This window comes from Kitasatospora sp. NPDC057512, assembly GCF_042802135.1.
GTDB lineage: Bacteria > Actinomycetota > Actinomycetes > Streptomycetales > Streptomycetaceae > Kitasatospora.
Map to the genome: position 1 here is coordinate 1 of NZ_JBHVET010000172.1, position 12,667 is coordinate 12,667.

The following is a 12,667-nucleotide window of genomic DNA, read 5'->3' on the forward strand; positions in this document are numbered from 1 at the left end:
GGTGCTGGTGGGCGCGGACGGTTTCGAACCGCCGACATCTGCTTTGTAAGAGCAGCGCTCTACCACTGAGCTACGCGCCCCCTGCCGTGGCCCGACGGGCGCACGACGAGAGCCTAGGGTACCTGGTCCCGGGAGGTGGTGGGGGACGGGCGCCCGGTGAGAGGGCGGGGCCGTGCGGCGGACGGGGCGGGAGGGGGTGACGGGCCGGCGGGGGGATCGGGGAGAATGGGGGCCGGATCAGCGGGTCGGAGCAGGGAGCGCGCAGTGACGGTGGCCGGCGGGAGCGGGCGGGGGCGGCGTCGGGCGGGGGCGGCGCTGGCCGACGCGGTGGTGTTGCCGGTGGCGCTGGCGGGTGCGCTGGCGGCGGTCGGGCTGGCCTCGGCCGGAACCGGCGGCTGGTGGGGCCGGCGCGGCGGCGGCGAGGGCGGACGGGCGCAGGCCCGGGAGGCCCGGGCGGCGGCCCAGGAGGCGTTCTACGAGCTGGAGGAGACCCAGCGCGAGGTGCAGCTCGCGGTGGAGACCGTCCGCGCGGCCGAGGAGGGTCCGACGGCGCAGCGCGCGCTGGCCGACCTGGCGGCGATCTCCGGCCGGGTCGAGCAGGTCACCGTGAACTACCTCGCCGCGCTCGACGCCCACAACCTGGACAGCGAGACCCTGGACGCCGGCACGGCCGCGCAGGCCAGGCACCGGCTGGAGGACGTGAAGAGCCAGCTCGGCGCGGCCCGGGCGGAGCTGAACGACTTCCTGCGCCGCCTGCAGCCGACCGTCGAGCACGCCGAGCGGCAGCTGATGCGGGTCACCCCGGCGGTCGAGCAGGCCAAGCGCGCGCTGCTCGCGGCCACCACCGCGCTGGACGGGGCGCGCGGCGCCGGCCTGCGGGCGGACGACCTGGCGGCCCGGCTCGCCGAACTGGCGCCCGAGCTCGGCCGGCTGAACGAGGGCCCGGCCCGGCACGGGGTCGCGGACACCCTGCGGCGCGCCGAGGACGTGAAGCAGCGCGCCGAGGCGATCGCCGCCGACGCCGGACAACTGCCCGAGCGGGCGCGGGAGATCGACCGGCGGGTGGCGAGCCTGCGGACCCGCATCCAGGCGCTGGAGACCAAGGCCGAGACGGTCGAGCCCGCTCTGAGCGAGCTGCGCCGCCGGTTCAGCACCGCCTGCTGGCAGGACCTCCAGCGGGTGCCGGACCAGGTCGCGGAGGCCAGGCGCGCCGCCGAGCGCAAGCTCGCCGAGGCCGCCCGGGCCCGGGACGAGCAGCGCTGGGCCGACGCCACCGCCGCGATCGGGACGGTCCGCGCGCTGCTGGAGACCGCCGACGGCTCGGTGCTCGCGGCGAACGACCGGCTGCGGCAGCTGAACGAGGTGCAGCACGACCCCAACCGGGAGATCGAGCGCGCCCGTTTCGCCATCCGGGACGCGCAGCGGCTGGCGATGACCGGGCGCAGCGCGCCGGACCCGCGGCACGCCGCCCCGCTGGACGAGGCGGTGGCCCGGTTGGACCGCGCCGTGGCCGCGCTGGAGGCGGCCGGGCGACACCCCGACTACTGGCACTTCCTGACCGAGCTCGCGGCGGTGCGGGACACGGCGGCACGGGTGATCGAGCTGATCCGCGGGGACCTCGGCGGCCACCGGTAGCACCGAGCACACCGGTAGCACCAAGAGCACCGGAAGCACCCGAAGCGGGCAGCCGGCGGGGACCCCGCTCGGTACCCTGCCGGTATGCCTCGCTACGACTTCCGCTGCCGCTCCTGCGGCGCCACCTTCGAGCTCCGCCGCCCGATGGCCCAGGCCAACGACCCCGCCGTCTGCCCGCAGGGCCACCAGGACACCGTGAAGCTGCTGTCCACCGTCGCCGTCACGGGCGGCGCGGCCGCCGCCCCGCAGGCCCCCGCCGGGGGCGGGGGCGGTTGCTGCGGCGGCGGCTGCTGCGGCTAGCTCCCCGCAACCGAACCCGCAAGCGAACCAGGACCCGGAGGTCAGCCCCCGACCGGCAGGGCCGACGCCCCCGCCAGGAACCGCCGGACGATCTCCTCCCCCGCCGTCACCCCCACCTCCGTCAGGGCGGTGACGCCGGGGGCCGTCCAGCCGCTGTCCGCGAGTTCGCCGTGCCCCGGGCGCCAGCCCGCGTCCGCCGCGAGCAGCAGGTCCGCGTCGAGCAGCGAGTCCCCGGCCGCCAGCACGGTGTCCGCGCCGGCGCGCCGGACGACCTCGGCCAGCGCGGCGCTCTTGGTGAGCGGCGCGGGCACCGCGTACACCTTGCGGCCCTGCAGGGAGACCGTCCAGCCGCGCTCGGCGCACCAGCCGGTCAGCTCCGCCAGCCAGCCCTCCGGCAGCGCGGCGCGCTCGACCACCAGGTAGGCGAACAGCTCGTCGGCGACCCGCCGCTTGTGCGTCCACTCCGGGTCGGCGCACAGGGCGAGCCGCCGGACGACCTCCTCCAGCGGGGCCGAGCCGGCGGCTATCCGCGCGGTGATCTCGGCCCGCCAGTCACCGTCCGGCACGCCGTCCACCAGCAGCTGCCCGCCGTTGGCGCAGATCGCGTACGCGGGGACCCAGTCCGGCGTCGGGCCGGGCAGGTTGACCCGCCCGTACTGCTCCGGCGTGCGGGTGGTGGCCGGGACGAAGCAGGCCTCCCCGGCGAGTTCGGCGAGCAGCCCGGCGGCCCGCTCGGTCATGAAGGACAGCGGCCGCCCCTGGTACACCTCGACGCAGAGCAGCCTCGGCGCCAGCCGGTCGGGCCCGGCCAGGGCCATGGCCCGCTCGGAGTAGATCAGCGTCCGGTCGAGGTCACTGGCCACCAGGACACCCATCAGGATTCCCTCCCCGTCGTCTCGGTCACGGCGCGCCCGTCGGCCACCGCGCGCCCGTCTCCCCCGGTCGCCCCGCGGCTGTAGCGGGGGTGGATCAGGCCGACGCAGGTGTACGGCAGGCCGTCCACCTCCTCGACCTCGACGCCGCGCTGGGCGGCGAGCAGCCGGACGTGGTCGAGGTCCGCCCCGGCGCCGCGCCGGGCGAGGATCCGCCAGGGGACGCGACGCAGCAGCACCCGGGTGGTCTCGCCGACACCGGGCTTGACCAGGTTGACGTTGTCGATGCCGTACTCGGCGCTGATCCGCTCGACGGCGGCCCAGCCGGCCCGGTCGGGCTCCCGGTGCGGGTCGGCGGCGAGCCGGTCGGCGCCCTCGACCGCCGCGGCGCGGACCTCGCCGAAGCGGGCGGCCACCGCGTCCAGGAAGAGCGCCGAGACGTCGTTCCCGGCCAGGTCCGCGTAGTGCTTGGCACCGTGGAAGTCGTCCGGCCCGATCAGCCCGGCCCGCAGCACGGTGCGCGAAACCAGCCCGGAGACGGTGGAGTTGAGGCAGGCGGACGGGATCAGGAAGTCGTCCCGGGTGCCGTACGTCCGCACGCAGCGGCCCGGGTCGGCGAGCACCGCGAGGTCCGGGTCGAAGCCGGTGCCGGCCAGTGCGTCGGCCAGTTCGCGGGTGATCGCGCCCTTGCCCGTCCAGCCGTCCACGAACACCACGTCCCGCGCCGGGTGGTGGGCCGCCAGGTACCGCAGTGCGACCGGGTCGATGCCGCGGCCGCGCACGATCGAGACCGCGTAGTGCGGCACCGACAGGCCGTGCGCGAAGGCCAGCCAGCGGCGGACCAGGATGCCGACGGGCGTGCCGGCCCGGGCCAGCGAGGCCAGCACCAGCCCGGGGCCGCGCTCGCGCAGCAGCGTCTCGGCGACGGTGCCGACGGCGAGCGCGATCCGGCCGGCGGAGCCGCGCAGCGCGTGGTGGAACAGCTCCTGGTACTCGGGGCTGGGCTGGTACTCGACCGGCAGCGACTCGGCGTAGTGCGCGCCGCCGTTCTGGACGGCCTCCTCGCGCTCCTCGGTGGGGGCTTCGAGCGCGACCCCGGAGAGGTCCTTGAGCAGCCAGGCCACCTCCTCGGCGGGGTACGAGGAGAACGCCGGCCCGTACAGGGGCGCGGGCAGGACGGGCTCGGGCAACAGGGGCGCGGGCAACACGGGCGATGGCGGCGGCCCGGGCACCGGCCGGTGCGAGGGCAGCACGGCGAGCACCACCCGGTCGGTCACCCGCCGCAGCTGGCCGAGCAGCGCACGCTCGCCCTCGTGCAGCGCCGGGGTGTCGGCGACGTCGTCCACCACCAGCACCACGGCGTCGAAGCGCCGCGCCGGGTCGCTGCCGGGGGCGACGTTGTACGCGTAGCGCTCGGGCGAGCCGCCGTCCCGCGGGTCGTCGTGGGCGGGGAAGGCGAGCCGGGTGCGGATGGCGTAGCCGGGGTCGTCCACCGCGAGGACGGGCGAGCGGGTGGTGGTGGAGAACCGGACGCGGTCGCCGCCGAGCCGCTCGGCGAGGGCGTCGGCCAGGCGCAGCGGCGCGTACATCAGCTCCTCGAAGCCGAGCACCAGCACCCGCCGCGCACCGGCGGGCAGGGCCTCGGCGAGCTGCCCGGCCAGCCGGGGCAGTGCGGCGTCCAGCCGGGCGCGGTCGCGGGCGGTGAAGCCGTGCCGGCCGCCGTCCGGGAGCCCGGCGGGCCAGTCCAGCCCGACCCGGTCCAGCGGCGCGAGGCCGGCCGACGGCGGCTCCCCGACCGACGGCTCCCCGACCGGGGGCGCCCCGGTCGGCGCGGCCTCGGCGATCAGCCGCTCGGCCCGCGCCACGACGTCCTCCGGCAGCTCGACGCCCCCGCTCGCGGTGGCCACCAGGTCCAGCCGGACGCCGAGTTCGGCGGCGGCCCGGTCGAGCCGGCGCCGGTCGGCCGCGGAGCGCAGGTCCACCAGGGCGACCACCACGTAGTGCCCGCGCGGGTGGCGGGCGTGCAGGTCGCGGATGGTGTTGAGCACCGTCCGTCCGGTCGAGAACTCGTCGTCCACCAGCACGAGCGGCCCGTCCCCGGCGAGGAGTCCGGGGTCGGCGGGGAGCAGCAGGTGCGAGGTGGCGTGCGAGTGCTCCTCCTCGAAGCCGCCGACCGGGTCCAGGCCGGGCACCGGCCGGCGGGTGGAGTGCAGGTAGGGGGCGTCCAGGCCGTCGGCGACGCTGTGGCCGAGGCCGGTGGCCGTCTCCGCGTAGCCGAGCACGACGGCCCGCCCGGCCGCCTCCGTGCCGAGCAGGTCGCGGACCCGGCAGCCGAGTTCGAGCCCGGCGCCGTGGACCACCGAGGGGCGCTGCGGCACGTGCTTGCCGAGCACGGTGGAGACCAGCAGGTGGGCGCGCTTGGGGTTCCCCGAGCGCAGCGCCAGGCCGACGAGTTCGGGGAGGCGCTCGGAGCCGGTCAGGGCGATCCCGGCCCGGTCGGCGACCCAACGGCCGGTCCACGTCTGCGGTGTTGCTGTCACTGCTGGTCCTGCCTTCGGTGGTGCGATGGTGCGTTCGTCGATGCGTCCGTCGGTGCGCTCGTCGGTGCGTCCGTCGGTGCGCTCGTCGGTGCGTCCGTTGATGCGTTCGTCGGTGCGTTCGCCGATGCGTTCGTGGCCGGCGTTCACGGGTGCGTTCGTCATGTCCGTCGGTGCGTTCGTCGTGTCCGTCCGGGCGCCGTCAGCCGCACAGGCAGGCCGACAGCAGTTCGGCGAAGCTCACGTCCTCCCGGGCCACCCCGAACACCTCCGCCCGCAGCAGCACCCGCTCCGCCCAGGCCCGGTGCGGCCGGGCCTCGTTCATCTTGTTGGTGTACGCCGAGCGCAGTACCCCGCCGCCGTCCTGCTCCTGCCGGAGGATGTCGCGGGCGTCGCAGTACTCCTCGTGCGTGACGACGGAGAGGGCGTGCACGGCCGGTACGTGGCTGGGGTGGATGCAGGTCTTGCCGAGCAGGCCGTTGGCCCGGTCGAGTTCGACCTCCCGGATCAGCCCGTCCAGGTCGTGTTCGATGATCCGCCGGCGGACCTCCTCGCCGGAGGCCCGGAGCTCCCCGGCCGCGGCGGGGACGGATGCCCCGGCGAACGGGGTCCGGCGCAGCTGCGGCTTGAACATCCGCTCCTGCACCGGGAAGTACTCCCAGACCGGTCCGGTGACGGTGTACCCGGTGCCGTCCGCCCGGCCGAGCACGTTGACCACGTCCCCGATCACCGAGGCGACCAGCGCCACGTCGTACGCGGTGAGGTCGGGTGAGCGCCGCAGACCGTACGCGGAGCAGAGGTCGGTGACCCCGAGCCGGACGGCGAGCACCCGCTCGCGGTGGCCGGCGAGCAGCTCGGCGATGCCGAAAAGCTGCTCCCGCCTGGTCTCCAGGTGGGCGAGCTCGGGCGACTCCAGGACGGGCATGGCGAACAGCCGCCGCCCGGTCGCGGCCTCGGCGGCGGCCAGCGCGGCCAGGTACCCGCCGCCGTTCGCCGGGGTGAACTTCGGCAGCACGAAGCCGCTGAGCAGTTCCACGGCCGGGCCGAGACGCTCGGCCAGGTCGAGGATCTGGGCGGCGCTGCGGACCCTGATGAAGAGCAGGGGGTGGCTCTGTGCACAGTCGGTGAAATCCTTGACCAGGTCATTCAACTGCTCGACCAGGTTGCGCTCGCCCGCGTCCACCTCGTGGTCGGCGATCGCGTCCTCCAGGCAGAGCACCATCGACACCACGCCCCGACCGGCGAGTTTGCGGATGTCGGCGGCCAGGGCGGGCCTGGTCGCCGGGCTGTAGAGGGTGCCGCCGAGGGCGGTGGCGAGCACCGCCGGCCCGCTCCGCGCGCTGAACGGGCGCGGCTGTTCCAGGAAGAGCCGGCCGCGTACGTCCTCGGCGAGGTGGCCGAAATGGCGCAAGGTGCTCTCCTCCAGGAAGTGGACCGGCCTCCGGCCCGTTGCCGACGACACCCTGGTCAACCGGCCGACCGGGCGCCAAGGTTCCCGGGCACGCCGCCGCCGGACGCCCCTCCGCCGAACCCCCGGAGACCTTTCGACCGCCCATCGTACGGACGGGATCCGGCCGGTCCCGGTTCCCCGGCACTGAACTCCCGGAACATCCCGGTCCACTTGGACGATCATGGGCTCGTCGACGCCCCATCCCGGAAACGACGGCGGCAAACCTCGGAAAGCGCAAGTCTTGGCAAAGTCCGACGCGGCGCGGACCGGTCCGGTCACGTTGTCCGAAGGGGTGGCGAACAGGCAGGATGGTCGGCTATGACGCACGTGATGGCCAAGGGCGCCAACATCGCACTGCCGGCGGCGGCGGTCCGCGCCGTGCTGCGCTGGAGCGCCACGCCCGGTGCGCCGGACGTGGACGCGTCCGCGCTGCTGCTCGGCGCCACCGGCAAGGTCCGCTCGGACGCCGACTTCGTCTTCTACAACCAGCCCCGCCACCCCTCCGGCCTGGTCCGCCACCTGCCCAAGCAGCAGACCTCCGGCGGCGCCGAGATCATCGACACGGTCGAGGTCGAACTGGGCAAGCTGCCCGCCGAGGTGGACCGCGTGGTGCTGGCCGGCTCCTCCGAGGGCGGGCCGTTCCGCGCGGTGCCGGGGCTGCGCCTGCTGCTCTTCGACGCCACGGCCGGCGAGGGCGTCCCCGCGCTCGCCGAGTTCGCGATCGACGACGCCGAGAACGTCACCGCCCTGGTCGCGGGCGAGCTGTACCGCCGGTCCGGGGCCTGGAAGTTCCGGGCGATCGGCCAGGGCTACACCTCCGGGCTGATCGGCCTCGCCACCGACTTCGGCATCACCGTGGACGACGAGGCGGAGGCCGACCAGGCCACCGGCGCCACCGCCACTCCGTCCGGCGCGTTCGACCCGCGCAGCACCCCGCTGCCGGACCCGCGCTCGACCACCCCCGAGCCGGGCACCTTCACCCTGGCCCCGGCCGTCCCGCAGTCGCCGCCCACCCCGCCCCCGGCCACCGCGCCGGCCGCCGCCGCGAACGCCTCATCCGCACCGGTGACCCCGCCGCCGCCCGCGGCCCCGCCGACCGTGCCCCCGCCGCCCACCGCTCCCCCGAGCAACCAGCCCGGCACCGGCTACGGCTACCCCCAGCAGCCCGGCACGGGGTACGGCTACCCCCAGCCGCAGCCCGCCGGCGGCTACGGCTACCCGCAGCCGGGCACCGGCCGGCAGCCCTACCAGCAGCAGCCGGGCGGTTACGGCTACCCCCAGCAGAACCAGCCCGCGCCGCCGCAGCAGCGCCCCGCCGGCTACGGCTACCCGCAGCCCGGCACCGGCCAGCAGCCGCCCGTCCCGCCGCAGCCGCCGACGGCCCAGCCCCCGGCGCCCACCGGCGAGGAGTTCGCGCTGCCCCCGCAGGGCCCGCAGTTCCAGCCCCGCTGACGCCCCCGGCGGGGCCGCCGGACGACCCCGGCCCCGCCGTGCGGACCGCCCGTCGCCGTGGAACCGCCGTACGGACCGCCCACCACCGCGCGCCCGGCCACCGGCGTCAGTCGCCCTTGTACCCGCGCTGCCACTGCATCCCGAACCCGTACAACCGGTCGATGTCCGCCTGGAACCCGTTGACGTACCGCACCTCGCGCCGCACCGTCAGCTGGTTGTCCCCCGCGTTCTCGATCAGCACCACCGCGCAGGAGCGCGCCGCCCGGGCCCGCTCCTCCAGCTTGATCTCGATCCGCGGCCCGGTCTGCGGCACGATCGTGACCACCGCGTGCGACTGCTCGAAGGCCGGCGTGCCGTCGTAGATGTAGACGAAGATCAGCAGCCGCTTGAACTTGTCCTTCTTCTCCAGGTTGACGTACATCGTCTCGCCGGACGGCGCCCCGTACTGGTCGTCGCCGCTGAGCTTGATGTACGGCGCGTTCTGGAGGTCGCCGAAGAGCCCACCGAGCGGCTGCACCACGCCGGTGGTCCCGTCGGAGAGCTCGTACATGCAGGCCAGGTCGAGGTCGACGTTCATCGGCTCGCTGTTCTGCGGCGAGTCCGGGTCCTGCGGCCGCAGGATCCGCGGGCTGAAGAACCGCTTGACGGACTCCCGGGTGCTCGGCCGGCGGGAGCCCCCGGCACTCATCGTCCAGTGCAGGTTGACGTAGAGGTAGCCGGTGGTGGCGGCCGCCCCGGTGATCGCGTGCTGCGGAGTCGACTTGGTGAGTATGACCTTGTGCTGACCGCCGGGGTTGTCGAAGGTGTAGCTCTTGTCCCCGCGCAGGTACTCCCAGATCGAGACCATGCCGTCCTCTCCCCCTGCTCCCGCCAGGCGTTCTGACGGTCCGCCGACCAATGATCGGGCATCGGCCCGGCCGTCGGATACCCCGTCCACCCCTCCCCTATCCAACCGGCGGGTCGATTGGCAGGAGGAAGCCGCCCTCCCGTAACATGCCGCCCCTTCGGACGCGATATCGTCTAGCCGCACAGGCGTCCCGTCCGCCCCTGCGCGGGTGCGGCGGGCATGCCGTACGGCGACGAACCGACCGTCAGGCGCTGCCCGTACAGCGGGCCCTGGCCACTCGTGTCGCGCTGTGATCCTGTCCCCTGCGGAAACCCGAGGCCCGACCCGCAATGAACCTGACCTCCATACAGCTGGTCTGGACCGTCATCGGCGGCGCAGCCCTGCTGTTCGTCGCCGTCCTGCTGGCGACGCTGCGTTTCAAGAGCTCGAAGAAGGACGAGTCCGGCGACTCCTGGGAGCGCAGCGAGGAGCGCCGCCGGCGCAAGGAGATGATCTACGGCATCTCCTCGTACACGCTGCTGTTCTGCTGCGCCGGTGTCGCCGCGGCCCTCTCCTTCCACGGCCTGGTCGGCTTCGGCAAGGAGAACCTGGGCCTGTCCGGCGGCTGGGAGTACCTCGTCCCGTTCGGTCTGGACGGCGCCGCGATGTTCTGCTCGGTGCTCGCCGTCCGCGAGGCCAGCCACGGTGACGCCGCGCTCGGCTCGCGCCTGCTGGTCTGGGTGTTCGCGATCGCCTCGGCCTGGTTCAACTGGGTGCACGCCCCGCGCGGCGTGTCGCACGACGGCGCCCCGCAGTTCTTCTCCGGCATGTCGATCTCGGCGGCGATCCTGTTCGACCGCGCGCTGAAGCAGACCCGCAAGGCCGCGCTGCGCGAGCAGGGCCTGGTGCCGCGCCCGCTGCCGCAGATCCGCATCGTCCGCTGGCTGCGCGCCCCGCGCGAGACCTACGCGGCCTGGTCGCTGATGCTGCTGGAGAACGTCCGCAGCCTGGACGAGGCGGTCGAGGAGGTGCGCGAGGAGCGCCAGGCGAAGCTGGACGCCAAGGCCCGCGCCCGCACCGCCGACCGCCGCGAGCGGGCCGAGCTGAAGGCCATCTCCCGCCAGGGCGGCATGCTCGCCCGGGGCCGCGGCGGCCGCCAGGTTCCCGCCCTCACGGCTGCCGGAGACGGCCCGAGCGCTACGGAGCCTGCCCTAGCCGCGGGAACCGACGCCACCACCTCGACCTCACCGGCCTCGTCGTCCGCGGACTCGACCCGGTCCGCCGACTCCTTCGAGCCGGCCGCCCTGGACGCCGGCCGCCGGCCGCGCGCCGCCGTCGGCTCCTCGTACGCGTCCTCCTCGTACGCCTCCTCCGGCACCGGGTCGTCCCGCAGCGACTCGACCATCGACCTGACGGCCGACGACGACACCCTGTCGATGCCGAAGCTGGACTCGCTGGAGCGCAAGCTGCGCGCGATCGAGCAGCAGCTCGGCTGACCGGGCGCCCCTCGGGGACAACCAGGAAGCACGGGAACGGCCGCCCCCGGGAGACCCCGGAGGCGGCCGTTTCGCTTGCCCTGCGGACCGCGTGGAACCGGTGGAACTACTTGTCGCTGCCGACCAGCTCCGGTTCCTCGCCCTCGCTGGCGCCCTCGCGCCGGTTGCGCAGGATCGACGAGCCGAGCGCCAGTCCGATGAAGGCGACGCCGATCAGGCCGGTGACGATCTCCGGGATGTGGAACTTGATGCCGACCAGCAGGATCGCCGCCAGCGCGCCGATCGCGTAGTGCGCGCCGTGCTCCAGGTAGACGTAGTCGTCCAGGGTGCCCTTGCGGACCAGGAAGACGGTCAGCGAGCGGATGTACATCGCGCCGATGCCGAGGCCCAGGGTGATCTGGAAGATGTCGCTGGAGATGGCGAACGCGCCGACCACGCCGTCGAAGGAGAACGAGGCGTCCAGGACCTCCAGGTAGAGGAAGAGGAAGAAGGCCGCCTTGCCGCCGACCTGGATGATCGACTTGCCGGACTTCTCCGCCTCCTCCTCGCGCTCCTCCTCGGCCTCCAGGCCGGACTCGAAGATCGACGAGAGGCCGTTGACCGCGAGGTAGGTGACCAGGCCGAGGACACCGGCGAGCAGAACGGTTTCCGCGTGCTCCCCGGCGAAGAAGTTGGAGGCCAGCAGCAGGGCGACCAGGGCGACGACGGTGGAGAAGGCCTCCAGCTTGCCGACCTTCTCCAGCGGGCGCTCGATCCAGGCCAGCCAGTTGTAGTCCTTCTCCCCGAAGATGAAGTCGAGGAAGATCATCAGCAGGAAGACGCCGCCGAAGGCCGCGATGGCCGGGTTGGCCGCCTCCAGGTACTGGCCGTAGGTGAGGCCGTCGTGGGTCTTGTCGGAGTGCAGCGCCAGGTCGATGACCGTCGTGGGGTTGAGCTTCGCGGTGAGGCCGACGACCAGCAGCGGGAAGACCAGGCGCATGCCGAAGACCGCGATGAGCACACCGACGGTCAGGAAGATCTTCTGCCAGTACGGGTTCATCCGCTTCAACACCGTGGCGTTGACCACCGCGTTGTCGAACGACAGGGAGATCTCCAGGATGGAGAGGATCAGCACGATGCCGAAGCCTTGGGCTCCCCAGAGCAGTCCGGCCGCGACCAGGCCGATGGCGGTGATCGCGAGCGACCAGCCGAATGTGCGGAGGAACACGGGAGTTGGCTACCTTTCGGGTTTTGGCCGTGCCGGGGGCGGCCTCGTACCCGAGACGCCCTGACCGGGCCGGGCCCGGTCAGGCCACCCCCGCACTGCCCTCTGTTCTCATGATCGGGTCGGGTGCGATAAGTCCGATTTCCGCCCTTACTGTACGTTCACGCCGAAGTCGAGCGCGATGCCACGCAGGCCGGAGGCGTACCCCTGGCCCACTGCGCGGAACTTCCACTCGCCCGCGTAGCGGTACAGCTCGCCGAAGATCATCGCGGTCTCGCTGGACGCGTCCTCGGACAGGTCGTACCGGGCGATCTCCTGGCCGTCGACCGAGTTGACGACCCGGATGTAGGCGTTGCGGACCTGACCGAAGTTCTGGAGCCGCGCCTCGGCCTCGTAGATCGAGACCGCGAAGATCACCTTGTCGGCCTGCACCGGGACGAGGTCCAGGTTGACCTCGACCACCTCGTCGTCACCCGTGTCGTCGCCGCCGGTGAGGTTGTCGCCCTGGTGCTCCACCGAGCCCTCGGGGCTCTTGAGGTTGTTGTAGAAGACGAAGTACTCGTCACCGAGCACCCGCCCGCCACCGCAGATCAGGGCGCTCGCGTCGAGGTCGAACGGGGCGCCCGTGGTCGAACGGGCGGACCAGCCGAGGCCGATCTGGACCTGCGTCAGGTTCGGCGCGGCCTTGGTGAGCGAGACGTTGCCACCCTTGGCGAGCGTGACCACCATGACGTTCTTCCTCCCTTGCTTCTCCCGGGGCGCCATCCAGGTTTAGTCCCCCGCGGCCCCGGCCGACCGGCTTTGGTCGGCTGAACTTCCTGAACTCACATCCTCGCAGCGCGGCGGACCACCGCGGCACCGGGTCGGACGAAGCCGGGGCGGCCCCGGACCACGG

Annotated in this window: 10 protein-coding genes and 1 tRNA gene; 4 read left to right on the forward strand and 7 right to left on the reverse strand. The window is 73.8% G+C overall.

The genetic code is table 11. From position 1 onward, the window contains the following. Window positions 1-5: 5 nt before the first annotated feature. A tRNA-Val gene (locus ACFU6K_RS14280) sits at window positions 6-80 on the reverse strand. Between the two features lie 145 nt (window positions 81-225). Here ACFU6K_RS14280 and ACFU6K_RS14285 point away from each other — a divergent pair. Continuing rightward, window positions 226-1,635, forward strand: a complete 1,410-nt coding sequence (locus ACFU6K_RS14285) for a hypothetical protein (protein ID WP_380663041.1) — start codon at window positions 226-228, stop codon at window positions 1,633-1,635. Between the two features lie 84 nt (window positions 1,636-1,719). After that, entirely contained in the window at window positions 1,720-1,935 is a 216-nt protein-coding gene (locus tag ACFU6K_RS14290; RefSeq protein ID WP_049659427.1) for a zinc ribbon domain-containing protein, read from the forward strand. Between the two features lie 41 nt (window positions 1,936-1,976). Here the strand turns inward: ACFU6K_RS14290 and ACFU6K_RS14295 are convergent, their stop codons facing one another. The 3 genes from ACFU6K_RS14295 to ACFU6K_RS14305 are packed head-to-tail and all read right to left on the reverse strand — an operon-like array spanning window position 1,977 to window position 6,755. Next, on the reverse strand, window positions 1,977-2,810 hold the full coding sequence (locus ACFU6K_RS14295) for an HAD family hydrolase (protein ID WP_380663043.1): 834 nt from the start codon (window positions 2,808-2,810) through the stop codon (window positions 1,977-1,979). Further along, window positions 2,810-5,509, reverse strand: coding sequence for a phosphoribosyltransferase (locus ACFU6K_RS14300; RefSeq protein WP_380663044.1), 2,700 nt, complete (start codon window positions 5,507-5,509; stop codon window positions 2,810-2,812). The genes ACFU6K_RS14295 and ACFU6K_RS14300 overlap by 1 nt, the downstream gene beginning before the upstream one ends. Before the next feature lie 37 nt (window positions 5,510-5,546). After that, window positions 5,547-6,755: an HpcH/HpaI aldolase/citrate lyase family protein gene (locus tag ACFU6K_RS14305; RefSeq protein WP_380663046.1), complete on the reverse strand. Its 1,209-nt coding sequence runs from the start codon at window positions 6,753-6,755 to the stop codon at window positions 5,547-5,549. A gap of 357 nt (window positions 6,756-7,112) precedes the next feature. On the opposite strand from ACFU6K_RS14305, the gene ACFU6K_RS14310 reads away from it, so the two are divergent. Beyond that, window positions 7,113-8,246, forward strand: coding sequence for a TerD family protein (locus tag ACFU6K_RS14310; protein WP_380663047.1), 1,134 nt, complete (start codon window positions 7,113-7,115; stop codon window positions 8,244-8,246). 106 nt (window positions 8,247-8,352) lie between these two features. On the opposite strand, the gene ACFU6K_RS14315 is transcribed toward ACFU6K_RS14310, so the two are convergent. Further along, on the reverse strand, window positions 8,353-9,093 hold the full coding sequence (locus ACFU6K_RS14315) for a Tellurium resistance (protein WP_380663049.1): 741 nt from the start codon (window positions 9,091-9,093) through the stop codon (window positions 8,353-8,355). 329 nt (window positions 9,094-9,422) lie between these two features. Between ACFU6K_RS14315 and ACFU6K_RS14320 the strand changes: the two genes are divergently transcribed. Continuing rightward, window positions 9,423-10,568 (forward strand): DUF2637 domain-containing protein, encoded by a 1,146-nt coding sequence (locus ACFU6K_RS14320; protein ID WP_380663051.1) that lies wholly within the window; start codon window positions 9,423-9,425, stop codon window positions 10,566-10,568. A 106-nt stretch (window positions 10,569-10,674) separates the two neighbouring features. Here the strand turns inward: ACFU6K_RS14320 and ACFU6K_RS14325 are convergent, their stop codons facing one another. Beyond that, entirely contained in the window at window positions 10,675-11,775 is a 1,101-nt protein-coding gene (locus ACFU6K_RS14325; RefSeq protein ID WP_380663052.1) for a DUF475 domain-containing protein, read from the reverse strand. Window positions 11,776-11,922: 147 nt separating this feature from the next. Next, window positions 11,923-12,501 carry a TerD family protein gene (locus ACFU6K_RS14330; protein ID WP_380663054.1) on the reverse strand — a complete coding sequence of 193 codons (579 nt, stop codon included), beginning with the start codon at window positions 12,499-12,501 and terminating at the stop codon, window positions 11,923-11,925. Window positions 12,502-12,667 lie beyond the last annotated feature (166 nt).

Bases quoted from the DNA above. Each gene is read 5' to 3' on its own strand.
- ACFU6K_RS14285 (WP_380663041.1), top strand. From the start codon at position 226: ATGGGGGCCGGATCAGCGGGTCGGAGCAGGGAGCGCGCAGTGACGGTG.
- ACFU6K_RS14290 (WP_049659427.1), top strand. From the start codon at position 1,720: ATGCCTCGCTACGACTTCCGCTGCCGCTCCTGCGGCGCCACCTTCGAG.
- ACFU6K_RS14295 (WP_380663043.1), bottom strand. From the start codon at position 2,810: ATGGGTGTCCTGGTGGCCAGTGACCTCGACCGGACGCTGATCTACTCC.
- ACFU6K_RS14300 (WP_380663044.1), bottom strand. From the start codon at position 5,509: ATGACGAACGCACCCGTGAACGCCGGCCACGAACGCATCGGCGAACGC.
- ACFU6K_RS14310 (WP_380663047.1), top strand. From the start codon at position 7,113: ATGACGCACGTGATGGCCAAGGGCGCCAACATCGCACTGCCGGCGGCG.
- ACFU6K_RS14315 (WP_380663049.1), bottom strand. From the start codon at position 9,093: ATGGTCTCGATCTGGGAGTACCTGCGCGGGGACAAGAGCTACACCTTC.
- ACFU6K_RS14320 (WP_380663051.1), top strand. From the start codon at position 9,423: ATGAACCTGACCTCCATACAGCTGGTCTGGACCGTCATCGGCGGCGCA.
- ACFU6K_RS14330 (WP_380663054.1), bottom strand. From the start codon at position 12,501: ATGGTGGTCACGCTCGCCAAGGGTGGCAACGTCTCGCTCACCAAGGCC.